Source organism: Paenibacillus sp. J22FR5 (assembly GCF_059691975.1).
Genome location: NZ_JCAUAN010000018.1, coordinates 1 through 24,119 on the forward strand (window position 1 = coordinate 1; position 24,119 = coordinate 24,119).

A 24,119-nucleotide genomic window follows, 5' to 3' on the forward strand; every position below is an offset into this window, starting at 1 on the left:
CTGTACGTTTTTAGCTTCTGTCCTTTTGTCGCCATGCCAAACACCCCCTAAAATAGTTTAGATTAACCCGGGGGTTTTTTCTAATGTCTATTTTAGGGGGTGCGGTTCAGTCGACGAAGGGGGTTCCTATTTTCTACCGCTTCAATATTAAACTCGAATAAGCAGGCACAACCAGCTTATTCCCGTCAAGCTTCCAACCTTTAACCGTATACCGTTTCGCCTTCGTAAAACCGGTATTCACTTGATCTTCATTCAGGTCCAGCACCTGCTCCTGCCCAGAGAGATTATGAACAACAAGGAGCGCGTCCTTGCCTTCCCCTCTTACATAAGCTGCAATATGCTCATTACTCGCCTTAAATTCAGTGATCTTTCCACCTTGCAAAGCAGGCTCCTCATTACGCCATTGAATCAGCTTCTTGTAATGATTGAGCAGTGAGTTGGCATCCATAAGCTGATCAGCAGCATTTGGTGCTCCTTCTTTATTGTAGCGCGGAGCTTCCCACGTCGTCTGACCAGCGCCGCCAGAAGCGGTCCAATGCATGGGCTCGCGCAAGTACTCGTCTGGCTTTAAGCCAATCATGCCAATTTCCTCGCCATAGTAGAGAAACGGGTTGCCAGGCATGGTGAGCAGCAGGGATGCGGCCATTTTCGCATGGTTCACATTACCTTGCAGGGCACTCATTACCCGGTTATGGTCATGATTAGACAGGAATGGCGCATCAATGAATTTGCCACCGGAGCTTTTCTCATATAAGCCGTAAGCTCTTTCCAGTGTAAACGCGATGTTTCCTGCGGTCTCTGATTTCGCTGAGCTAATCAGCGTTTTAGCCAAATCAAAGTTAAAGCCTGAATCCAAAGCATTGTCTAAGTAAGGCGCAATGACAGCAATACTATCCCAAATTTCTCCGACTAGATAGGCATTCTGTTTCACTTCCTGCAGACCTGCTCGGAACTCTTTCCACCAGGCTACATTTTTCAGGGAGGTTTGCGGATCTTTTTTGGAGTCTGTGAAATCTTCATAGATATGCTTAGCAGCGTCTAGACGGAAACCATCTGCACCCTGCTGCAGCCAGAATTGACCAACCTTAATCATTTCCTTGCGAACAGCCGGATTGTCAAAATTCAAATCCGGCATGCCTTCCCAGAAAATACCGAGGTAGTGGCTGCCATTTTTCACATGCCAAGCCTTGTCGCCAGCGGCACTTTGTCCCGTTGCAGGTCTGCCTTGATCTTCCGCCCACGTATACCAATTACGGAAAGGACTGTTCTTATCCTTCGCCGCTTCGATAAACCAGGGATTCTCAGAGCTGGTATGGTTAACGACCAAATCCATAATAACCTCTATGCCGCGCTTATGCGCCTCTTTGGTTAATGCCTGGAAATCAGCCAGCGTACCGAAATCGGAATTGACCTGATAATAATCCTTCACATCATAGCCGTGATAGCTAGGCGAAGATTGGATCGGTGTAAGCCATATCCCCTTGATTCCTAAATCCTTTAAATAATCGAGCTTTGCCGTAACTCCATTCAGGTCACCGACCCCATCCCCATTCGAATCTTGAAAGGAGCGAACAAAAATCTCATAAAATACGCCATGGTTGCTCCCACTATCCTCGTTCGCAGTCCCCTTTGAGCATCCTGCCATCATCAGCGCAAGCGCAATTCCGAGCATCCAGAACCGATTCAGCCTACGCAAACTTGTCATCCTTTAGATGCTCCTGATGTTAAGCCATCAACAAGGAAACGTTGCAAGAAGACAAACAGAATTGTAATAGGTAATGCAATGAGTACCGATCCCGTAGCGAATAGCGCAAAGTTACTGCTCTGTTCTTTATCAACCAAATCGAACAATCCAACGGCGACAGACCAGTGATCTTTCGAACGCAGGACGACTTTTGCCAAAATAAAATCGACCCACGCGCCTGTAAAGGACATTAATGCGACATAGGTCAGCATCGGTCTGGACAGCGGCAGCATGATTCTGATAAAAATTTGCAGATTTGATGCCCCATCAATGCGTGCCGATTCTTCAATACTTTTGGGAATCGTGTCGAAAAAGCCCTTCACCACAAAAGCTTGCAGCAAGCCCGCTGCCGAATAAATCGCCACGAGCGCATAAATGTTATCAAACAATTTGAGCTGCAGCAGTAGGACATAAAAAGCGGTTAAACTCATGAACGTTGGAAACATACTCAAGATGAGTACACCTGTCATGATCGTTTTTCTGCTTTTGAACCGGAATCTAGACAAGGAATAGCCGCTTATCGTCGTTAGGATCGTCGAGAAAATCATCGTTAATGTAGCGATTTTCAGCGTGTTCCAATACCAAGTTGTAAATTTAAAACGTGTGGAAGTTAATAACTCGTGATAGTGGTCAAAGGTTAAGCTTTTTGGAATCAAAGTCGGGCTATACAGCGCGGCACCTGGTCGGAATGAGGCTAATACGACCCAAAGCGCAGGATAAATGCAACAAATCGCGAGAATAACCAGCACGATATAGCTTAAAAGCAGCCCGAAAGTGAATTTTGATTTTTTGCGAGTTGTACTCATTGGATCATATCCTCCTCTTTGAATGAGCGCGTTTTACGATAGCTCCAGATGGAAAGCGAAGCAATCATAAAGAAGATGATAATCCCGACCGCTGCCGCGATGTTGTACTTCTGTTGATCCAGCGTTAGCTTATACAGCCACGTCACTAGCAAATCGGTACTTCCGCCATATTGGAATTTACCGTTAACCGGATCTCCTTTGGTCAGAAGGAATATAACGTTGAAGTTATTGATGTTACCTGCAAATTGAATAATAAGAAGTGGCGCTGTTGTAAATAAAATGAACGGCATCGTGATAAGACGGAATTTCAGAAATGCCGATGCCCCATCTACTTCTGCTGCTTCATATAGATCCTTGGGAATCGCTGTTAATACACCCATAATTAGAATCATGGAAACAGGAATACCTACCCACATGTTGACAATAATAACGGTAATCTTCGCCATCGTGGGATCAGTCAACCAAGGAAGCTTGCCTAAACCGAAATAACCAAGGTATTGATTAATAGGTCCAAATTGACCGTTAAACATATTTTTCATAACTAATAAGGAAACTAGCTGTGGAATCGCATAGGGGATAATGAAAATCGTTCTCCACATCCCCTTTAGGCGAATGCCTTTTTGATTGACAAGTAACGCTACCAGCACCCCGCCCATATAAGTGGTAAACGTAGCGACAACCGCCCAAATAATGGTCCATCCTAAGATATGGAAGAAGGAATAGCTCCACGTTTTGAACATAATCAAGTCATGAAACGTTCGGAAGCCGACCCATTTCAGCACCTTCGCAGGCGGTAGATTATCTGGACCTGAATAGTTCGTAAAGGCAATCAGTATCGTAAAAATAATCGGCAAAATCGTAACGAACAAAACGCCAATGATCGGTATGGAGAGGAAAATTTCCGGAAATCTCTTATCGGTCACATATCGCATCGTCTGTGCAAAGTTCGCAGGCTTCTTTCCTTCTTCCCGCTTCTTCCCCGTCAGGTAGGCGTCTTTAATATTCATCACATACACGACAGCGAAGAGGAACAGCAGAATCAGCGTAATCAGTCCACCCAACATCAGGAAGATGGAATGATCCCCTTTTACAGTTTTGGCAACACCATCAATCGTTTCGAAATGCGTTGGGGTTTTCCCAAGTGTAAAGAGCCCCCAAATGGCGTGATTCAAGTTTTTGATAAAATAATTAAGTCCCACAACTTCAATGAGAAGTAGGAGGAGACCCTTCATATATTGACGATTATATAATTGACCAAGGCCAAGACTTATCACAGATAAAGCAGCCGCCATGCGACGATGAGTACCCATTTCCTTCAGCCAGCTCCTTCCCTATCCTAGAATGGAATCACCCGCCGATTCCTCGACGGGTGTCCGCAACCTATACAAGTGGTTTTATCAATCTTATTTTGTTGCCGCGTTCGTATCTTTAATTTGTTTAACCGCATTGTCTAGCGTAGCTTTAGGATCCTTACCATCGTTCCAGATGTCGCCAAGTGCTGCGCCCATTGGTGTCCAGATGTTGCCCATTTCCGGAATGGAAGGCATCGCTTGGGACGTTTTCAATTGTTGTAGGAAGCCGTTTGCTAGCTCATCATTTTTCACAGTTGCATCTTCAGCTGCTGCTTTGTTAGAAGGAAGTTGGCCAGAGATTTTGAAGTTTTCCAATTGAGCTGCTTGGGAAGTCGCGAAGTGTGCGAACAATTTAGCTGCATTCGGGTATTTCGTATAAGCGTTAACACCTAGAATTTTGATACCCGCGAAGGATACAGCTGGTTTACCATTGATTGTTGGAATAGGCGCAACACCGATGTTGATTTTCGCATTTTTGTAATCAAGAATCGTCCATGGTCCGTTAAGATCCATTGCGAGTGTACCGCTTGTGAAGAGACCTTTTTTGATATCATACGTCACATCACCGGATTTAACAGGCAGTACATCCTTTTTCAAGGAAGCAAAGAATTTTGCTCCAGCAACAGCGCCATCATTGTTAAGACCGATATCTGTTTTATCTGTACCATTTTTACCAAATACGTATCCGCCAGGACCTGCTAGGAACGCATAGTCAAAATATAAATTTCCAATGTCAAACATGAAAGCGAATTTGTTTTTCGCAGGATCATTATACGTTTTAGCAAAAGCTACTACGTCATCAAAGGATTTTGGCGCCGTTTTCACCAAATCTTTGTTATAGATCAAAGCATACGTTTCAACTGATTTCGGGTAACCAAACAGTGTATTATTGAAGGTCGCTCCTTGTACAGCAGCTTCCGCGTTTTCTTTTTTCGTTTGATCCGCGAACACATCATTCGGCAAGTACAAGCCTGCAGCTACCATTTTACCTAAGTTATCATGTGGAATAACAGTAACGTCTGCTGCTACGCCAGCAGGACCGTCAGCCGTTAATTTAGCCGGTTGATCCGGTGGGTTCACTTCTTCGAATTTAACAGATACTTTATATTTCGCTTCGAATTGCTTGGCAATGGATTCAATGAATGCTTTTTGATCCGGTGCATCCCAAACTACGAGTTTAGCACCAGCTTCTGGTTTAAGGCCCATGTCGGTATCGGTTGTTGTTGCTGGCGTTGCTGCTGCAGTTGCTTTTGGTGCTTCTGTTGCAGCTGCTGCTGAAGGCTTCGCAGTATCCTCTGGTGCGGAAGAACACGCTGTTACAGATAGTGCAACTGCGGATACGGCTGCAAGCATGGATAGTGTTTTTTTCATTTTTGTAAAACCCCTCTCATATTGTGTACATGGTGGATACAAGCGTTGTATTGCGGTGAAATGAGCGGATGTAAGCGACTACAAATAGTTGTGCAAACGTTTGCTCAATTTCGAATAGTCATAGCTTTAAGTTTCATTTTTATCGAACAAAGTGCTTTAATTGCGTGAAACATCTCCTTGCAAGCGCTTTATTCATGAGTAATCATACAACATACCTTTTCATTTGTAAAAACGTTTGCACAGATTAAATCGGGCTGATTTCGCGTAATTATCTCTAATTACCTTCTGAAATCTCTGATTTACGAAGTATTTCAAAAATAAAACGAATGACAAAATCCTACATTTTGCACTAAGTTCAATGCAAATTGCATCGATCCAGAGCACTAGTAGCAATACCTGAGCACTATCTAAATAAAACTACAACCTTTTCATCTAAATGATTTACTTTTGCTGGGGAAATAGCTAACATAGTAAATAACGCATCACAATCCGTGAGCACAATCGTTTGCACTGGAGGTTCGGATCATGTCCGTTACGATTATCGACGTTGCCAAAAAAGCAGGGGTTTCCCCCTCTACCGTATCCCGCGTAATATCCGGACATTCTCGCATTAGTTCAGCAACGATCCGCAAAGTGAAAGAGATTATGGATGAATTGGGTTATCACCCGAATGTCATGGCTAAGAGTCTTGTTTCCAAAACAACACAAACGATAGGGATTCTCCTGCCGCGTTCCGCAGAAGAACTCTTCTTAAATCTATTCTTCTCTGAAATCATTCGCGGCGTCGTGACACAATCCACGCGAAGCGGCTATGACTTGATGATGACCACAGGTACATCAGAACGTGAAGAAGTCGAAGCGATTACTAGACTTGTCAAAGGGCGCAGAGTCGATGGCATCATTCTGCTATATTCTCGTAAATCCGATCCTGTAATCTCCTTCTTACAAGAGATGAATTTCCCGTTCGTGCTTGTGGGTCGAAGTGAAGATTTCCCTGATGTGCTTTCGGTTGATAATAATAATATACTGGCTGCCTATGATGCGACACGCCATCTAATCGCCCAAGGCCATAAGCGCATTGGCTTCGTAAGCGGGCCTCCAAATCTTATCGTCTCACGAGATCGTATGGATGGCTATGTACAAGCCATGCGAGAGGCTAAGTTGGAAATTCAGTCCGAATGGATTGTTGAGGGTGAATTTCTGCAAGAAAGCGGCTATCGTGCCATGTCATTTTTCATGAATCTGCCTGAGCGTCCCACTGCACTTGTCGTCATTGATGACATCGTTGCCTTCGGTGTTCTTCGCGGCGTGACTGAGCTTGGCTATAAAGTGCCAACTGACCTTAGCTTGGTTGGTTTCAACAATATTCCGATGTCAGAACTGTCTTCTCCACCGATCAGCTCCATCGATATTGGCATCTATCAACTCGGATACACGGCCTCACAAACCTTAATTAAAGCTGTGAAGGGTGAACCGATTCACCATCATCACATCATCATCCCACATCGATTGATGACGAGAGAATCGTCCCTTCATTCTATTCATAGTTAAGGTCATTCCTCGCTATATACGACATAAAAGAAGAAAGCAAGAGAGCTCGTCCGCTCTCTTGCTTTCTTCTTCTTTCATTTTGGTACGATCATTAAGGAATATGAACGACAGCGATTTTATCGATGGCAACAAAGAAAACCGTACCGTTATTATTTGCTAGAACAACATTTCCATTTTCAATACCAAGAAATCTACCTGTATGATTCGGTGTAGTACCTGCGTGAACTGTGATGACCGTACCAAGTCCGATGCGAGCCAAAGTAGCAAATACGGAGCAACTCATTGTGTTTTCCTCCCTTCAAGCTTTATACGATATAGTATTCTAGCTTTCCACTTTTGATATAGACGAATGAAGAAGTGGATGCGTATATTTTAAGAGAAGGCGATAGACACACGAAAAAAACCTTTCTATCTCTCAACTTTCATCGAGATAGAAAGGTTTCCTATTTCTCTAACTACGCGGAAGATACTTCTTCCGAATCACTTGCCGAATCCGTGCCTTCAAGGAAGAATTGCACGAGCTTCACATGCTTTTTCAACGATTTCTCGTGAATGAGATTGATTTTCCCATTATCCAATGAACCAAAAACATAGATCAATTCTTCGTTATCATGTGACCAATCGAAGCCTTCTAAGAGCTGTAGGGACTGCGTCCACTCTTCGTTATATTCCCCATTCGGGAATAAGAAACGATTCGCATAGAGCGCAATACTTTCCTGAATCACACGGTTTGCTGATGTATATTGCGCCAATCCTGGCTGCTCTGGCATCATAGGTAGGATAGTATTGAAAAACTGATGCAAGATTTCAACATAGGTCGATGGATCATGACGAATTTTACGCTGCAGTTCATAAGAAGGCTGCATTCTACCAGAGAATAGCATTGTCGCTGTCGCATACAACCAGCTAAAACATGTAAAGTTACGGTTAAACGAGGTCAAATTGCTGCGTCTCTCCACACCTGCTGCTTTCAGATACACATTGTGATCCACAACTTGCTGAATAACCAAATTAAGCGGATCGATGGAATCGAAGGAATGTCCGAGTTCCTTACTAACTAGCTGCACCTTGGAGTTGATGTCGCCGAATAACTGCTGCTCTTCTTCCTCCGTTAAGCCAATATAAATTTGCACAGCAAGCTGTGTTTCCATAAGGTCTAGGCGTCTTCCCTCTAGCTGATTAATCGTGCCTTCCGTTTCCTCAACCTCTTGTTTAATCTCTGCATCATCACTAAACTTCCGTTGCTTAATCTTGAGTAGCGCAAGCTTCTTCTCGAAGCGTTTTACTTCTTTCTGCATCTGCTCATTCACATAACCAAGTGCTAGAATACGATGTTGCCCATCTAGTATTGAAAGCTTCGAGCCATGCTTGAGAAGGAACTCCTTCGCCCCTTTGGACAATTGATTAACTTCGCGAAGCGATAGTGTAACAGGACCGAAAAACACATGGTCTAACTCGCGTTCCTGCAAATAGGTCGAAATCTTCCGGCGCTGCATATTACTCAACTTCCGTTGAACCATCGGATCGATCATCGTATAGTTCAGCAAGTCCTGAACGCGTAAGGCAACAGTCGCGAGACCGAACCTTTCGCAGAACGGATGGATGGTCATTTTCAGGCGTAATCCTTCCATTAGCTCACGTCCTCCTTATTCGCAAAACTAGCTTTGTAGGCTTCAGCGTCACTGATTAAGAACGCATTTTGCTCCTGATAGAAACTCTTGATATGATTGTAAGCCTTCATAATCCGCGTACGTCTAGGCAAACGATCCTTTTCTTCTCCTGCGTAAATACTATTCCAATTCACATGCGGCAATATTTTCAGGGCATGCTCAAGCGCATAGCGATTAAAGCTGCCTGTTTTCGTTGCTTCTTCATGCATGAAAAGAGCTAGAGCAATTTGGATATTCTCGGACCACACGATTTCACCCTTCGCCGGTGACGGCAAGTGAGTCAATAATCCGTTAAAATAACCGCCTGCTAGCGAAATAAGCTCCTGCAAATCTTTATCCGCATATTGATAATTGTTATTGCGAGCCGCTGATTTCATTCGACCTTCAAATAATCCCACCAGAATCTCAATTAACAAGTGGTAGGAGAACAAGTACTCCGGCGATTTCCCGCGTTCAGAGAACATATCGACAGTTAGCTTCTGCATAGCAGGTGCTTTCGCCGCTAGCTCAGTCGCAGCGACATGATAGAATCGACGTTGATCACGAAGCACAGCCAAGTTGCCTCCAAGTTTACGAGGAAGCTTGTTAATGTCGGAGAACAATTGACGTTCTTGACGGGCATTAATGTCCAAATACGTCATTGTGGAAATCGGGAATGCATACAAACGACGCAGCTTTTCCGTAATTTCTTCCATTTTGTCGTATTCACGACGATCTTTCGCACGTGCCATCTGACTTTGCAGCGTTTCCATAATCCGTTGGAATGCAGCTAAGCGATGCTGGCCATCCACAACATACAATTTCTCGATCGGCTGTAGACGAAGCGCTCCATGCTCCTCATCATAATGCCCAGCGCCTCTTGCAGAGAAAATAATCCCAGGGAAATAGATGGGCTGGCGGTCTTCTAAATATAAATTCACATAGTCAATTAACTTGGAGAGGTTTCGTGGAATAATCGCACGTTGTACTTCTAAATCCACCTCAAAAATAGAAAATAGTTTGCTAATAGGTAATGTTGCAGCTATTGTTGCTTGCCCGAACGTATGTCCTAAAACTCCGGGAATTTCTACGAACGATGACGGCTTCTGATCCGCTAACAGCTCTGATAGTGAAGAAATGGCATCCATATATGCTTACCCCTTTCAACGTATAAATTTTCTCAAAACCTTACACCTACATATGTCTCTCATTCTCCTATTTTTACCAAAATCTCTAACTTTCATTCTAAGGATCGTAGCCAATCTCCTATACGTCTTGCTGCCTCAAGTAATCGAGCCTCTTCTTGCACTAAAGCAATACGGACAAATCCTTCTCCTTCAGCGCCAAATGCATCGCCAGGAATAACGACTACCCCTGTCTGGAATAACATTTCCCGGGAAATTTGTCGAGACGTCCAACCCTTGGGTATCGGAGCCCAAATAAACATCGTTGCTTTCGGTGGTGGAATGATCCAACCCGCATCATTTAATGCCGAAATAAAACCATTTCGTCTCCTCTCATACATACTTGAGACAGTGTGATCGCTTTCCATATCTTCTTCTAAAGCTGCAATACCTGCTGCTTGAATGGCGCCGAATACCCCATAATCGATGTTCGATTTAAGTGTCTTGAGCGCTTTGACCGCATCTGCATGACCCGTTAGGAATGCGATGCGACAGCCTGCCATATTGAAGCTTTTGGACAAAGAATGGAATTCAATGGCAACCTCCTTAGCACCTTCGATCTCCAAAATGCTCATTGGCTTGTAGCCGTCAAAAGCCATTTCGGAATAGGCAAGATCGTGTACAACAAGCAAGTCTTGCTTCTTGGCATAGGAAATCAAATGCTCAAAGAAAGCACGATCTGCAACAGCAGACAACGGATTGCTCGGATAGTTAAGCAAGATGAATTTTGCCTTCGCAGCCACGTCATCTGGAATGTCCTCTAGTCGGGGTAAGAAATCATTTTCTGCACGCAGCGGTAGTAAATAAGGCTCAACCCCCGCCAGTACGAGACTTGCCGAATATATGGGATAACCTGGATCAGGGACAATCGCTATATCCCCAGGATCACAGAGTGAAAGCGCTAAGTGAGCAAGCCCATCTTGTGAGCCCATCAAAGTTAAGATTTCCGTTTCAGCATCAAGCTCTACACCGAACCGATAGTGATACCATTTGGCAACAGCTTCGCGGAATGCTAAGCTCCCTTCGGAGGAAGGGTAACCGTAATAAGCTGGGGTTCGAACAGCTTCAGCCATTGCTTCCAAAATTCGGGCAGAAGGAGGTTGGTCAGGACTTCCTATACCTAAATCTATGACGTCCACCCCTTGGTTCATAACTTCTCTCTTCCATTCAGCCACTTCCGAAAAAATAGCCGAGCCTAGCTGTTGCAGCCGTTGTGATCCTTTAAATGTCATGGGTAGCTTCCTTTTAATGTGATTGTCATCAAATGATGCCGACCTGATGAACGAGTCTAATCATATACAGCAAAAATAAAATTAAGACCAAATACGTGATACCAAACTTCCAGCGAGTCTTAGCTGGCACTTCATAATAGTTCTCCTGTAACCCTAGAGGGGAGTACTCCACTTGAACTTGGAGACCTAGGTGCAAGCCATCCTCTTTATTCATACGTTCCACTTTCACTAGTTGTACTCGTTTGATGACCGCCTGCACAGGTAAATAAGCGTGGCCCTCAAAGCTAATAGCTTGCCAAGACATATGCAAGGTTTGCCGGCCAGCGCCTGGTCCTTGCAGTTCTGAGAAGGTAATATAGTCCAAGTCACGTGTGTGACTCTCACCTGGAATCATATAGCCTTGCTCTAACAAATGATTGGCTGGAAATTCGAATCGTGTAGCGACGGTTATGCGCTCTTCTTTATGTCGATACCGTACATATTTCTTGTACAAATCCCAAGCAAACAACGCCCAGATGATAAAGAAGATAACTTTATTCGCATAATTGTTGATGTACACAATGAATATGAGCCCGCCAATTAATCCAAGCAGCCATAACCAACGTGTTACCGCTGTCGAGATTCGCCCGCCATCCAAGGGATGAATCGGCAGTAAATTAATCAGATTAAGGTAAAATGCAGCGTAGGCAACAGACACGATTACAGCCGAATCCAAATACACGCCTATTCCAAAAGCGGCGACTCCCCCGAGAGTGCCTAGAATAGGACCTCCGATTCCGATAAATGCTTCTGTCGCCGCATCGGTTGGATTCTTTTTCATCGTAATCAACGCACCGAGAAATGGGATAAAGACTGGCGCCGAAACGGGAAATCCCTTCATCTTCGCTGCGAGCACGTGACCAAGCTCATGAATGAGGATCATGAGGACGATGCCAATTGCGAACGGTAAAGGCGCTAAATAAGCGTAAGCCCAGATCGTGATGAACATCGAGATGATGGCCCCGCCAACCTTACCAAATTTCAAAGCGGCAAGAAGCAGCTTGCCTTGTGAAAGGAGAACAGCGATGAATCCGCCAATAGCTAATGGTGACTTTTTGCGTGCTGGTTTCTGGTTATCTCCCATATGCACATCACCCTTTCGCCCATACATCCTCAAACACATCTTCTTTGAAGCCGACGGTAACTTTATCGCCATCCGTTATAATAGGTCGCTTGATTAAGCGTCCATTTGAGGCTAACAAATCAAGCATTTGTTGTTGAGTCATGCCAGGCAGTTTGTCTTTCAAATTCATTTCTTTGTATACGTCACCTGATGTATTGAAAAACTTCTTAATCTCAAAACCACTAAGCTTAAGCAGCTCCGCTAGTTCCATCGCTGTAGGCGGCGTTTCAAATAAAGGGACTTGATCTGTAATCTCAATGTCATGTGCTTTCAGCCACTTTATTGTACTACGGCACGTCCCACATTTATCGTATCCATACACTTTAACTCCCATGTTGTAATAACTCCTTTATGCCGTATGATGATCTAGTCGAACTACTTAAAATTTTGGGCTAATTAACAAGGAAAGTCAAGTAATTGCAAATAAAAACCATCCGCAAATTGGAATGGTTTTTATTTATTTAACTACTTTCCTCTAACCATTGTTCAAGTGCAGCTAAATCTGCCGGTAGAGGAGCGTTAAATTCCGTCCATACCCTCGTGCCTGGATGAACAAAGCCCAATCTAAACGCATGCAGGGCTTGGCGCTCTAAACGTCCGCTGGCTTCAAGTTCAGCCGCATACTCCTCATATTGGGGCAATGTGTACATCTTATCACCCAATAGTGGGTGGCCTAAATGTCGCATATGCACACGAATTTGATGCGTACGTCCTGTTTCCAACCAAATTCGGACAAGCGCAGCCTTTTCGAATTGTTTCACAAGCTCATAATGAGTTACAGCAGCGTAGCCATCTGGCCTAACGATGCGCACATGAGGCTGATCGGGATCACGGTCAATGGGCTCATTGATCGTTCCACTCGGTACGGCAACCGTCCCCCAGACGAAAGCGAGGTACTCTTTTTTCACAAGATGCTGAATCATTTGCTCGGAAATTTGTTGATGCACATACGGTGTTTTGGCAATTGCCAGAACGCCCGAGGTTTCTTGGTCCAGTCGATGCACAGGGCGGAAACGGCACGTAATCCCAGCTTGCTGCCAATGGTATACGACCCCATTCGCAATCGTGTTCACATAATGACCATGCGTCGGATGGACGATGATGCCCGCATCCTTAGCTAGAATGAGCAGATGCTCATCTTCGTGAAGGATATGCAACGGAAGGTCCTGCGGCAGAATATCCTCGGACTGCTCTTCCTCCATCCGAATTTCCACTCGATCACCAGCCTTCACTTTGATATTGATGTACTGCCTTTCTCCGTTTACTGTGATCCCTTGTTCTGTCAATTTGATGCGGGATAACAATTTACGTGAGACCATCAATCTCTTTTGCAGCACCGTCTTGAGAATAAAACCCTCTTCCTCAGGCGGGACAACGTACACTAATGGTTCATAATAGCTCATGATTTACGTTTAAACACCTCAGCACTACGTATATATTCCACATCAGCAATCCCCTCACGGAAGTTCGCTGTGCGGGCAATGGTAAAGAAAAAGTCGGACAATCGATTTAAATATCGGCGCACCTCTGGATTAATCTCCTGCGTGCGAGCCAGTGTGACGACAAGACGCTCGGCTCTTCGGCATACCGTACGACATACATGTAAAGTCGATGAAACGGTCCCGCCTCCCGGCAAAATAAAACGTGTGATATCTGGCGTCTCTGCATCATACTTATCAATCCAAGCCTCTAGGGCATCCACCATGTCAGCCGTTACTTTATAGGGACGCAAATCCTGCTTCAGAAGCGCAAGATCTGAACCGCAATCAAACAGCTCATGCTGAACCTGCAGTAAATCAGGCAATAAATCTGGATATTTCTGCGGATCCATGAAACTCATTGCTTGACCAAGGAAGCTATTCAGTTCATCTGTCGTCCCATAAGCTTCGACCCGATCATCATCTTTATCCACACGACCGCCAATTACACCGGTTTGACCGGCATCTCCTGTACGCGTATATATTTTCATTTCAGGATCCCTCCATTTTTCGTAGGATTTGTTACTCCTATCATCTCATAGATACGCTGCATATCCAAGTGCAGTCTAACATGCTCAGCCAATCGATCAAATGCGGCTTCCCGACGTTCCTTATAACGAAGTCCTTCTGCTGTAGGAGTTAAGCCTTTATGTGTGCGAATCTGATTCAGCCATGCTCTTCGGAAGTCATCATTGTGCAGAATGCCATGGATGTAAGTTCCCCACACACGCCCATCTAGGGAGGCTGCCCCGTCATTATGAAGAGGAGTTTCTAATTGTTCGTCCGAGTCCGTGCTTATTTGAGGAGCTATATGGAAAGGAGCCACGGTTTCATGCAAATATTGCGTCCGCCCCATGTGGATTTCATAGCCATCAATACCTACTTTAGCGTTATCTGTTGCGAAAAGCGTGCTAACACCTTGTACCCGTACCGTTCGTTTTTCCGGCGTAAACACCGTTTCTGTCGGCAATAGACCCAAGCCTTCGAGCTCCGCATGGTCCGATTCGTATCGCCCGGGATCCGAAAGTGTCACACCTAGCATCTGATAACCTGCACAAATGCCAACAATGTGGCCTTCTTCCTCCTGAACAAATGATGTCAATCGCGTAGCCAATCCCGACTCTTTCAGATATCGTAAATCTTCCATCGTATTCTTACTGCCAGGAAGCAACACCACATCCGGCTCTCCCCATTCAGCGAGATGCTCAATATAACGGAAATGTACGTCGCTTTCCTCTTGCAGAGGATCAAAATCTGTAAAGTTAGACAGGCGAGGCAAACGAATAACGGCAACATCCAATTGATCAGCACGCTTCCCTAGGCCACTCTCAGTTTTCCTAATCTGAGTACGCTTGGAATCGAGAGAAGCTGAATCTTCATCCTCGATACCCAACTGCTGTAAATAAGGGATAACACCAAGGACTGGTTTCCCGGTTCGCGCTTCCAACCAATCCAAGCCAGGCTTCAGCAAGCTAACATCCCCACGAAATTTATTAATGATAAAGCCTTTCACGCGATCTCTTTCCTCTGGCGTCAAGATTTCAAGCGTACCCACAATGGATGCAAAAACCCCGCCACGATCAATATCAGCAACCAACAGAACGGGAGAATCCGCCCAACCGGCCAGCCTCATATTCACGATATCACGATCTTTGAGATTCACTTCAGCCGGACTTCCCGCACCTTCTAGAACCACAATATCATATTGGTTGCGGAGGCGTTCTAAGGCTTCTTTTACGATTTCTTCCGCTTTCGGCAAATAGGATTCTCTATAGGTTCTTGCGTCCAAATCTGCATAAGGTTTACCATGTACAACGACCTGTGCAACCATGTCTTGCTTGGGTTTGAGCAGAATCGGATTCATATCGGTTGTCGCAATAATTCGGCAAGCATCCGCCTGCACACCTTGTGCCCTGCCAATTTCTTTGCCGTCAAAGGTGATATAGGAATTGAGGGACATATTTTGTGATTTAAAAGGGGCCGTCTGCCAGCCGTCCTGCGTGAAAATACGGCAGAGGGCAGCCGTAAGAATACTTTTACCAACATCTGAAGCTGTGCCTTGAATCATTAGAACGGTTGAATTCGAAACAGTTTCACTCATGGTCTGCCACCCTCACTCCTAGATAAGTCACTTAACATGCTTCGTAGAGCATGAATTAAACGCTCGTTATCCGCACGAAGACGAATGGCAACACGACAATAACGTTCATTCAAGCCTTCAAATAACGAAGCATCTCGTATGAGAATACCTTGGTGCCCTAGAATTTGTTGAGCCTGCTTAACGTTAACCCCAATCGACTCAGGGAATGAAAACAGCAGAAAATTCACATCACTCGGTACGACTTCGAGGCCTAATCGACCTAGTTGATCGATCAGCCACGGCTTCTCAATGCTCAACCAATTCCTAGTGGACTGTTCAAATGCCTCATCATCTAGAACCGCTTCTCCAATGCGCTGAGCGAGATAATTCACACTCCACTGCACCTGTTGCTGACGAAGTTGCTTAATGAGGTCTGGGTGCGCCACCACGAAGCCTAATCGTATCCCTGGAATTGAATAAAATTTGGTCATCGAGCGAATCACAATGAGATCGTGACTTGTAGACGCAAGCTTGAGCAGCGAATGATCCGCCTCCTTAGGAACAAAATCCATAAAAGCCTCATCGAGTACAAGTTTACGCTGACTCTGGAGCAGACTGTTTAACACAGAACGAGGAAGTAATTTACCTGTGGGGTTATTGGGAGACCCTAGGAAGAACAAGTCAACAGCGGATAACGATGGTTCGATGTCTTGCCATTGAAGTTCAAAAAGGTTATGAGGGAATAACGGAATATTGGTGAGATCGCCACCCGTTTTGTGAACCGCTTCCTCATATTCGCTAAAGGAAGGCCTAGCCAGGCCCGTTGCCCTTGGCTTCAATACGCGGATGATCAAATCAATTAGCTCGGCAGCACCATTTCCGACCAGGATACTTTCGGAATTAATATCATATTTGCGGGACAGCTTTCTCCGCAACTCACGAACAGCAGGGTCTGGATATTTAACGATATCCCGCCAGCTCTCAGTCAAAATCTGTTTGACCATTTCGGGAGGTCCAAGTGGATTCATATTGGAGCTATAATCCAGAAACTGCTCCATCGGCCGATTGAAGGCTTCCTCAGCCGTCCTAAGATCGCCCCCGTGGCCGTAACGCTCTAACATAATGGTCATTCCTTTCACTTAAGGATTACAAACCATGCATTTGAATAATGATGACAGCAAGCAAAAGCACACTCTCCAGCAGTTCGTTTAAAGCACCGTAGGTATCTCCTGTAAGACCGCCTAATTTGCTGCTGATATAAGCTGCAATTCCACCTCCAACGAGCGCTGTTATGGCTGTAAAGCCAACGACGATGCTCCAGCTAGGCAATGAAGTTAGGTTACTGCCGTAGATACATAACGTAGTTGTCAGCAGGGCTACTACTAACGATAAAGTGACATGCTTGCCGCTAACGCCACGGAACAGGCTGCCTAGCCCCGAATTCGGCCGTGCATAAGGCCAATTCTTTATCGCTGCAACCATGAACCAACGGCTCCATATAGGTACGATTGCCAATAGGATAAGTAGGCTGCCTCGTTCCCCCAGTTGATCTGCATCTAGCAAGGTATACAGCAAGGAAAATTTTAGTAATAAATGTAGGACACACACGATAACGCCCATCGCGCCTACGCGACTATCCTTCATAATCTCTAGCATTTGCTCCCTGGGTCTATGACTGAGAATACCGTCTGCGGTATCCATCAAACCATCCAGATGCAGTCCGCCTGTGAGAACCACCCAAATTCCTAGCAATAGGATCGCTGCAGGCATGGTTGGCAAAGCGTAGGAAAACCCTTCTCCTGCCAACAGGAGAAGCAGTCCGATCACGAAGCCAACGAGCGGATAAAATACCGAGCTTCGCTGAAATACGCGCTCGGTATAGTCAATCTGCACCGGAATTGGCAGACGCGTCAGAAATTGAAAGGCAGCTAGACAGGCTCGCAGCCAGTCTACCAAAGCACGAGTATGACGCACAGGAGTCCTCCCATCACTACATAACTGACGCCGTAGAGCATTCTCACGGCGTGCACGATATCCCGCTGCGTCCGCGGACGCAGCGGCCAGCCTAGGCGGGCGCGCTCACTCGCAGCGCCGCCATAGACGTTCAGCCCGCCAAGCTCGATCCCGAGTGCCCCGGCTACCGCCGACTCGGGTATCCCGCTGTTCGGGCTGGGGTGTAGATGCGCGAAGCGGCGAATCGCCGCCGCCGCGCGCCCCGCTGAGAGGCCCGGCTTCAGCAGGGCCACGAGGATCAGCAGGATCCCGGTCAACCGCGCCGGGATCCAGTTCAAGGCGTCGTCCCAGCGGGCCGACGCGGTGCCGAAATGACGGTATCTGTCATTTCGGTAGCCGACCATCGAATCCAGCGTATTCGATGCACGGTATAACATCGCCAGCGGCGCACCGCCGATCAGCGCATAGAACAAGGGCGCGATGACCGCGTCCACGATGTTCTCCGCGACCGTCTCCACGACGGCTCGCGTGAGTTCCTCCTCGTAGAGCGTATCCGTATCCCGGCCTACAATGTAGCCGGTGTACTTTCGAGCATCTGCGAGGTTGCCTGCACGCAGCGGATTGTAGACAAGATACGCGGCGTCCTTTAATCCTTTGATTGCAATCGTGGTGGAGATAAGCCAGGTTGAGATAGCATAACCTAGCCAAGGATGAACCTCACGGGCGAAGATTACAAGCAGTAGAACCACAGAGAAGCTCAATGTAACTGTCGAGGCCATGAGCACGATTCCTTTGAATCGCAGCCAGCCTACGTGCTGTTTATTCTGACTTTTATCTGTTTTAGGCTGCAGCCTGTTTTCCACGAAGCGGATCCAACGGCCAATGATAATAACAGGATGAGTGGGCCACTTCGGATCGCCAATTATCCAGTCTAATGCGATCGCAGCAGCCGTCATCCAAACGATTTCCTGCCATGTATATATCCACATATAAGAGTCACCATTCCATACTTGTTTCAAGCATCTATTAGTCTAAAACATAGGCTCTACTCTTTAGTTCGATGGGGATACCAACGGTAACCAGAAACACCTGCTGACAAACTTCAGCCAATCGCTGATTCAACCGTCCAGCCAAGTCTCTGAATTGACGACCCAGCGGGTATTCCGGCACAATGCCGTCGCCAACTTCATTCGTAACCATGATGAGTTGTCCACTGTAGGAGGACACGACGTCCACGAGCTCGTCAATTTGCTTCGTCACGAGCTGAATAGCCTCGCTCTCCTTCTCGTAGTAGAGCAGCCAATTCGTCAGCCAAAGGGTTAGGCAGTCCACGAGAACTACAGCCTCCTCGCCGCTCTCACGCAGTTGCTCGAGACAAGCTCGCAGCGCATACGGCTCCTCTAGGGTTTCCCAAGGGAATCCCGAATGAAGCCTTTGCTGCTGGTGCAGCTGGGCCCGCTCCCTCATTTCCTCATCGTAGATGTGTGAGGTCGCGATGTAAAGCCCTCGCTGGCAGCGATGCATCGCCAGCTTCTCCGCGAAGGAGCTTTTGCCGCTGCGTGCGCCGCCCGTTACCAGAACTGCCATGGCGTCCGCCTCCTTCTTTCTCCTTCTATGTCAAATCGCTGCTCACAACTCTTGCAGCTTCTTACTTACTCGCATTACAGCTTCAGTACAGCCGCCTTAAACATTAACCCCGCGACACGCCTGCGCTTTCGAACGTTGCCATTTCCTTCATGATCTTGCCTGCGGCATCGATCAAGTTGAACACAAGCACCGCGCCTGTGCCTTCGCCCAGTCGCATATCCATTTGCAGCATCGCTGCGAGGCCAACCGACTCCAGCAGCTTCGTATGTCCCTGCTCCTGCGATAAGTGCGAGGCGAGCATGTAGGACGCGCTTAGCGGGGCTAATCGGCTCGCCACGAGAGCCGCTGTCGACGAGATGAAGCCGTCGACCACAACCGGGCAGCGATGCTTCGCTGCGCCGAGGATCACCCCAACGAGTCCGGCGATCTCCAATCCGCCGACCTTACTTAACACCTCAAGTGCAAATTCCACGCTTGCGCTTGCACTATCATTTGCATTTGCACCTGCACCCGCGTCTCCTCGCCCACGCAGCCCATTCACATCCAACGCCTTATTCACAACCGACTGCTTATGCAGCCATGTCGCATCGTCGATGCCCGTTCCACGGCCCACAGCAAGGCCAGCGTCTAGGCTAGTCAAAGCACACAAAATCGCCGCGCTCGCCGTCGTATTCCCGATCCCCATTTCGCCAGTGGCGAAAAGTCGGTAGCCTTTTGCCACCAAATCATCTACGATCTCACTGCCTGCTTGAATCGCCTGCACCGTCTCCTTCAGCGTTAGTGCCGCTTCCTTCGCCATATTGCGCGTGCCTTTTCTAACTTTGCATGAGACCAGATTCGGATGTTCCAAATCTGCATTGACCCCCATATCTACACACACCACATCAGCTCCTGCATGCCTAGCTAGCACATTAACAGCAGCCCCGCCATAGAGGAAGTTAAGCACCATTTGAGGTGTCACTGCCGCTGGAAAGGCACTAATGCCTTCCTCACAAACACCATGATCACCTGCCATAACAATAACAGCTTTTTTCTCAAAAGTTGGAATCACTTCGCCTGTTATCCCTGCGACTTGGCGCGCAATATCCTCCAACTTGCCTAAGCTTCCTTGCGGCTTGGTCAATTGATTCAAATGATCATTCGCTTGAAGAGCCACCTCTTGATGGATAGGTTCAATCGCGTTAATCAGGTTATGTAATTTATTCATTATTGTCATCCTCCCACCTTGAATTATTTCCCAGGTTGCAATAAAATCTGCGGCACCTCACTTACGGGGTGCTTCAAAATAATCGGTTCTGTTCCGTACACCTCAGCGATGCGTGCACTCGTAATGATTTCTTCTGGTGTTCCCATGGCGGTTATCCGTCCCTCATGCACAATCATCAATCGTGTACAGTACTGTGCTGCCAAATTCAAATCATGCAGTACGGCTACAACCGTTAGCTCCGACTCTAGCTGCCAGCTTCGAATATAATCCATCATCTGTATTTGATAGCCGATATCTAGAAAGGTGGTTGGCTCATCCAGCATGAGCAAGCTTGGTTGCTGCGCCATCACTTTGGCCAGTGCAACGCGCTGACGTTCACCACCGCTTAAACGCTCAATTGTTCGGTCTACGAGCGCATCCAGCTCAAGCTTGGTAATAATCGCATCAATAAGTCCATTTGCATCAGCCGTATCCTCACCAAGCCAATTCTGAAAAGGATAGCGTCCCATCTCCACGACCTCACGAACCGTGAAGCCTACAGGGGGCAATGCATCCTGCTGAAGAACAGCGAGCCATTTAGCTAACTCTTTTCGCGAATAGGTTGATACTTTCTTCCCCTGCAAAAACACATGGCCATTCATTATAGGATCCATGCCAGAGATTAAACGGAGCAAGGTGGATTTGCCGCTGCCATTAGGTCCAATAATACCAAAAAATTCACCCTGCCCAACCTCAAAGCTAAGACCGTTTAACACTTGTTGTTCTCGAAAACTTTGAGACAACTGCTCCACCTTAATCATCGTCATCAACCTCTTAACGTTTTCTTATCTTTATGGAGCAGATAGGCAAAGAATGGCGCACCTAGAAATGCCGTTATAACACCGAGAGGAATTTCAGTTGGACTCAGGAGTGTTCGAGCGAGGGTATCTGCCCATAAAACATAAATGCCACCACCGATCGCAGATAAAGGAATGATCAATCGATAATCTGGACCAACCAGCAGTCGCACCAAATGCGGCACGATCAGTCCAACGAAACCAATGACCCCTGCCACAGATACCGCAGCAGCTGTGATCAATGTCGCCGTGATCAGAACGATTAGCTTTGTACGCTCCACATGCACACCCAGATGGGCGGCTTGACGCTCACCTAATGATAGCAAGTTTAACGATCTCGCATAGCTTAGGAGAATGACGAGACCTATCACGAGATAGGGTGAAATCATATACGTATATGACCATCCCCGCAACGCTAGACTGCCCATGAGCCAAAAAATAATCTCATTAATCGTTTGGTTCGAAATCGAAACTAAGAACGACACGAACGCACCGAGAAATGCTTGCATCACGACACCCGATAGAATCAGCGTCTCCATCTTCAGCTTCCCTTCAATCATGGCTAGCTTTAGGACCAAGAACAAGGAAATAAGCCCCGTCATGAAAGCCACAATCGGGATGGACCATTGCCCGAACCAAGCCACTTGAAGCCCGAAATAAATGAGAAAAGCAGCCCCTACAGAAGCTCCTGAGGATACGCCAAGTGAGTACGGATCGGCCAGCGGATTACGCAGGACGCCTTGGAAACCAGCCCCAGCTAAGGAGAGTACAGCCCCAACAAGAACACCTAGTAATACACGAGGAATTCGCACTTTATTCATAATTTGTTCGGAGGATTGCGGCCAATTTACCTCGATGTGATTTCCTAACCAAGGAAGATGCTTACCCAATATCCCTACAATGTGCGAAATAGGAAGATGGGCCGTACCGATGGATAAACTCACCACAATAGAAAGAAGAAGGAGTATAACTCCTACTCCTCCCCCTAGCAATAATTTTCTTTTCATTATTTCACCAATTCAGGATAGATACCTTTCGCCATTTCCAGAAGTCCATCCGTCAATCTCGGACCTGGGCGACTTAGCGAGTTTTGGTCGAGACCTACCACACGTTTATTTTTGACAGCGTCAATCGCATCCCAACCACCGCGCATACGTATAATCTCTTCCAACGGTTTTTTGCTCTTCGTATCAACAACCCCGTTAGCAAACAGGATTACGTTCGGATTCTGCTGAATGATTTTCTCTTCACTAATTTCATACCAGCCTGCTTTATCGGCAGCAACGTTAATACCACCAGAGAGCGTAATTAATTCATCCATGAACTCTCCGCTTCCCACTGTCCAGCCTGGTGCAAATTCGATGTACACTTTTTTCTTGTTCTCTTGCTTCACATCTTTCACGGCATCGACAACCTTCTTACGATCCGCTTTCATTTTGGTCACAACTTTTTCAGCCTGCTCCTGATGATCGGTAATGAGACCGAATGTTTGAATATTGGTAATCGCATCATCTAATGTTTTCGGCTCTACTTTAAACACATTAATGTTCATCGCACGAAGTTTCTCAACCGATTCTGCATTCATGGATACACCTGTGAAAACAAGATTTGCATTGGAAGCAATGACAGCCTCTAGGTTTGGTTTCGTGATGCTGCCTAGCTTCGGTTTCGTTTTCGCCTCTTCTGGATAATCATCGTAATCAGACACACCCACGATATTCGCATCTAGCCCAATTGCAAACAGTGCTTCTGTCTCAGACGGTGAAACGGATGCAATCCGTTCAGGCGCTTTGTCAAACGTAAACTCTTTGCCTGTCGCATCCTTCACTTTCAAAGGATACGTTGTTTTCTTTGCTGCAGCAGGAGCCGTCGTTGCCGTTGTCGTTGGCGCCTTCGTCCCCTCGCCACCAAGTTTCGATGGATCCGAAATTTCTGCATCCTTTTTACCACATGCTGCTAAGGAAATGGCTGTTGCTACTGCTACCGTTAGAATAAGACCCTTTTTGACCAAACTTTGTTTCATCGACGGAACCCTCTTTCTGACCTTTTGATTTTCGATTGATTAATTCCAACAAAAAAATCTCCCTGTTCACTAGGAACGAAGGAGACGATAAATCGCGGTATTGGGCAACGAACTTAGCTACGCTGCTTCCTGATTTAACGCGATCCTTTTCCTCGAAGGATGTTGTAACGGCACCTTAGGCAGGTATCCTGACTCTCCAGCCATTCGCATGGTTGAATTACAGTGGCGGGACCGCGCCGGACTTGAACCGGCTTCCCTTTTAACTTCTAAACTTCTATTCCGAAGCTTAGCAGCACCTTTGGTTGCATAGTATACGATCAATCTATTTGTCGATTATAGACGTTCTCTTACTTTTGTGCAATGACTTTGAGAACTTTCAAAGCCTCGTCCATTTTCGGAGCATTCTGAGGAACGAATGCGAATAAACCTTTACCTTCAAATCCTTGCTCTTTCATCCATTTATTCCCTGCTAACGGAATGCCGTACAAATGCTTCTCCGCTGCTTTTCCTTCTTCCTTGATTTCGATTACCCCATCAGGATAATCTGCAGGATTGATTGTGTTGTCTAACGAAACGAATCCCGCTTGATTACTCAAGCCTTTGAACTGTTCTTCTCCCAGGATGAAAATACCGTTACCGCCAGCAGCCAGCTCAACAATCATTTTTTCCAAAGAAAAAATAGGGGATGTATTCAGCTTTACGGTAGGCATTTCCCCAACCTTAGCTTTTAAAGATACTTCCATTTTCTCTGCCGCTTCACTAGGAAAACCATTGGGGCCCATAATAAATACGGATACATCTGCTTTAGGTCCACCGCAAGCTGTTAGAGTCAGCATCATTCCTAGCAATACAACGAATAGCCATTTCGCCTTCATGTATGTAAATCCCTCCGTCGTGTACTCTC

Annotated in this window: 23 protein-coding genes and 1 riboswitch; of the genes, 1 reads left to right on the forward strand and 22 read right to left on the reverse strand. The window is 46.3% G+C overall.

Annotation, left to right across the window (positions count from 1 at the left end; translation table 11 throughout):
• Nucleotides 1-133: 133 nt before the first annotated feature.
• The 4 genes from AC58P7_RS20875 to AC58P7_RS20890 form a co-directional block, all read right to left on the reverse strand.
• Nucleotides 134-1,705: an alpha-amylase family glycosyl hydrolase gene (locus AC58P7_RS20875; protein WP_497346238.1), complete on the reverse strand. Its 1,572-nt coding sequence runs from the start codon at nucleotides 1,703-1,705 to the stop codon at nucleotides 134-136.
• A complete protein-coding gene (locus AC58P7_RS20880) occupies nucleotides 1,702-2,550 on the reverse strand; it encodes a sugar ABC transporter permease (RefSeq protein WP_497346240.1) in 849 nt (282 codons plus the stop codon). The genes AC58P7_RS20875 and AC58P7_RS20880 overlap by 4 nt, the downstream gene beginning before the upstream one ends.
• The gene (locus tag AC58P7_RS20885; RefSeq protein ID WP_497346242.1) at nucleotides 2,547-3,860 is read right to left on the reverse strand and encodes a carbohydrate ABC transporter permease; all 1,314 of its coding nucleotides are present in this window, start codon (nucleotides 3,858-3,860) and stop codon (nucleotides 2,547-2,549) included. The genes AC58P7_RS20880 and AC58P7_RS20885 overlap by 4 nt, the downstream gene beginning before the upstream one ends.
• Before the next feature lie 93 nt (nucleotides 3,861-3,953).
• Nucleotides 3,954-5,273, reverse strand: coding sequence for a sugar ABC transporter substrate-binding protein (locus AC58P7_RS20890; RefSeq protein WP_497346244.1), 1,320 nt, complete (start codon nucleotides 5,271-5,273; stop codon nucleotides 3,954-3,956).
• A gap of 525 nt (nucleotides 5,274-5,798) precedes the next feature.
• On the opposite strand from AC58P7_RS20890, the gene AC58P7_RS20895 reads away from it, so the two are divergent.
• Complete coding sequence (locus tag AC58P7_RS20895) at nucleotides 5,799-6,824, forward strand: LacI family DNA-binding transcriptional regulator (protein WP_497346246.1); 1,026 nt, start codon at nucleotides 5,799-5,801, stop codon at nucleotides 6,822-6,824.
• 91 nt (nucleotides 6,825-6,915) lie between these two features.
• Here AC58P7_RS20895 and AC58P7_RS20900 read toward each other — a convergent pair whose 3' ends face one another.
• The 18 genes from AC58P7_RS20900 to AC58P7_RS20985 all read right to left on the reverse strand — a co-directional run bounded on the left by AC58P7_RS20900 (nucleotide 6,916) and on the right by AC58P7_RS20985 (nucleotide 24,090).
• The gene (locus AC58P7_RS20900; RefSeq protein WP_497346248.1) at nucleotides 6,916-7,107 is read right to left on the reverse strand and encodes a hypothetical protein; all 192 of its coding nucleotides are present in this window, start codon (nucleotides 7,105-7,107) and stop codon (nucleotides 6,916-6,918) included.
• Nucleotides 7,108-7,279: 172 nt separating this feature from the next.
• Nucleotides 7,280-8,455 carry a DNA sulfur modification protein DndB gene (locus tag AC58P7_RS20905; RefSeq protein ID WP_497346250.1) on the reverse strand — a complete coding sequence of 392 codons (1,176 nt, stop codon included), beginning with the start codon at nucleotides 8,453-8,455 and terminating at the stop codon, nucleotides 7,280-7,282.
• A complete protein-coding gene (locus AC58P7_RS20910; RefSeq protein WP_497346252.1) occupies nucleotides 8,455-9,621 on the reverse strand; it encodes a DNA sulfur modification protein DndB in 1,167 nt (388 codons plus the stop codon). The genes AC58P7_RS20905 and AC58P7_RS20910 overlap by 1 nt, the downstream gene beginning before the upstream one ends.
• Before the next feature lie 92 nt (nucleotides 9,622-9,713).
• Nucleotides 9,714-10,889, reverse strand: coding sequence for an aminotransferase class I/II-fold pyridoxal phosphate-dependent enzyme (locus AC58P7_RS20915; RefSeq protein WP_497346254.1), 1,176 nt, complete (start codon nucleotides 10,887-10,889; stop codon nucleotides 9,714-9,716).
• Between the two features lie 28 nt (nucleotides 10,890-10,917).
• Entirely contained in the window at nucleotides 10,918-12,012 is a 1,095-nt protein-coding gene (locus AC58P7_RS20920) for a site-2 protease family protein (RefSeq protein ID WP_497346256.1), read from the reverse strand.
• Nucleotides 12,013-12,019: 7 nt separating this feature from the next.
• Nucleotides 12,020-12,385 carry an arsenate reductase family protein gene (locus AC58P7_RS20925; protein WP_497346258.1) on the reverse strand — a complete coding sequence of 122 codons (366 nt, stop codon included), beginning with the start codon at nucleotides 12,383-12,385 and terminating at the stop codon, nucleotides 12,020-12,022.
• 127 nt (nucleotides 12,386-12,512) lie between these two features.
• A complete protein-coding gene (locus AC58P7_RS20930; RefSeq protein WP_497346260.1) occupies nucleotides 12,513-13,454 on the reverse strand; it encodes an RluA family pseudouridine synthase in 942 nt (313 codons plus the stop codon).
• Nucleotides 13,451-14,020 carry a cob(I)yrinic acid a,c-diamide adenosyltransferase gene (locus tag AC58P7_RS20935; protein WP_173110852.1) on the reverse strand — a complete coding sequence of 190 codons (570 nt, stop codon included), beginning with the start codon at nucleotides 14,018-14,020 and terminating at the stop codon, nucleotides 13,451-13,453. The genes AC58P7_RS20930 and AC58P7_RS20935 overlap by 4 nt, the downstream gene beginning before the upstream one ends.
• The gene (locus tag AC58P7_RS20940; protein WP_497346262.1) at nucleotides 14,017-15,630 is read right to left on the reverse strand and encodes a cobyric acid synthase; all 1,614 of its coding nucleotides are present in this window, start codon (nucleotides 15,628-15,630) and stop codon (nucleotides 14,017-14,019) included. The genes AC58P7_RS20935 and AC58P7_RS20940 overlap by 4 nt, the downstream gene beginning before the upstream one ends.
• On the reverse strand, nucleotides 15,627-16,739 hold the full coding sequence (cobD, locus tag AC58P7_RS20945; RefSeq protein ID WP_497346264.1) for a threonine-phosphate decarboxylase CobD: 1,113 nt from the start codon (nucleotides 16,737-16,739) through the stop codon (nucleotides 15,627-15,629). The genes AC58P7_RS20940 and cobD overlap by 4 nt, the downstream gene beginning before the upstream one ends.
• Nucleotides 16,740-16,755: 16 nt before the next feature.
• A complete protein-coding gene (gene cobS, locus AC58P7_RS20950) occupies nucleotides 16,756-17,583 on the reverse strand; it encodes an adenosylcobinamide-GDP ribazoletransferase (protein WP_497346266.1) in 828 nt (275 codons plus the stop codon).
• Nucleotides 17,559-18,551, reverse strand: a complete 993-nt coding sequence (gene cbiB / locus AC58P7_RS20955; RefSeq protein WP_497346472.1) for an adenosylcobinamide-phosphate synthase CbiB — start codon at nucleotides 18,549-18,551, stop codon at nucleotides 17,559-17,561. The genes cobS and cbiB overlap by 25 nt, the downstream gene beginning before the upstream one ends.
• A 37-nt stretch (nucleotides 18,552-18,588) precedes the next feature.
• Complete coding sequence (gene cobU, locus AC58P7_RS20960) at nucleotides 18,589-19,149, reverse strand: bifunctional adenosylcobinamide kinase/adenosylcobinamide-phosphate guanylyltransferase (protein WP_497346268.1); 561 nt, start codon at nucleotides 19,147-19,149, stop codon at nucleotides 18,589-18,591.
• A gap of 103 nt (nucleotides 19,150-19,252) precedes the next feature.
• Nucleotides 19,253-20,356, reverse strand: a complete 1,104-nt coding sequence (gene cobT, locus AC58P7_RS20965; protein WP_497346270.1) for a nicotinate-nucleotide--dimethylbenzimidazole phosphoribosyltransferase — start codon at nucleotides 20,354-20,356, stop codon at nucleotides 19,253-19,255.
• Between the two features lie 23 nt (nucleotides 20,357-20,379).
• The gene (locus AC58P7_RS20970; RefSeq protein ID WP_497346272.1) at nucleotides 20,380-21,156 is read right to left on the reverse strand and encodes an ABC transporter ATP-binding protein; all 777 of its coding nucleotides are present in this window, start codon (nucleotides 21,154-21,156) and stop codon (nucleotides 20,380-20,382) included.
• A 5-nt stretch (nucleotides 21,157-21,161) separates the two neighbouring features.
• Entirely contained in the window at nucleotides 21,162-22,199 is a 1,038-nt protein-coding gene (locus AC58P7_RS20975) for a FecCD family ABC transporter permease (RefSeq protein WP_497346274.1), read from the reverse strand.
• Nucleotides 22,199-23,215, reverse strand: coding sequence for an ABC transporter substrate-binding protein (locus AC58P7_RS20980; RefSeq protein ID WP_497346276.1), 1,017 nt, complete (start codon nucleotides 23,213-23,215; stop codon nucleotides 22,199-22,201). The genes AC58P7_RS20975 and AC58P7_RS20980 overlap by 1 nt, the downstream gene beginning before the upstream one ends.
• Before the next feature lie 161 nt (nucleotides 23,216-23,376).
• A riboswitch (cobalamin riboswitch) is annotated at nucleotides 23,377-23,530 on the reverse strand.
• A 32-nt stretch (nucleotides 23,531-23,562) separates the two neighbouring features.
• Nucleotides 23,563-24,090 carry a hypothetical protein gene (locus AC58P7_RS20985; protein WP_497346278.1) on the reverse strand — a complete coding sequence of 176 codons (528 nt, stop codon included), beginning with the start codon at nucleotides 24,088-24,090 and terminating at the stop codon, nucleotides 23,563-23,565.
• Nucleotides 24,091-24,119 lie beyond the last annotated feature (29 nt).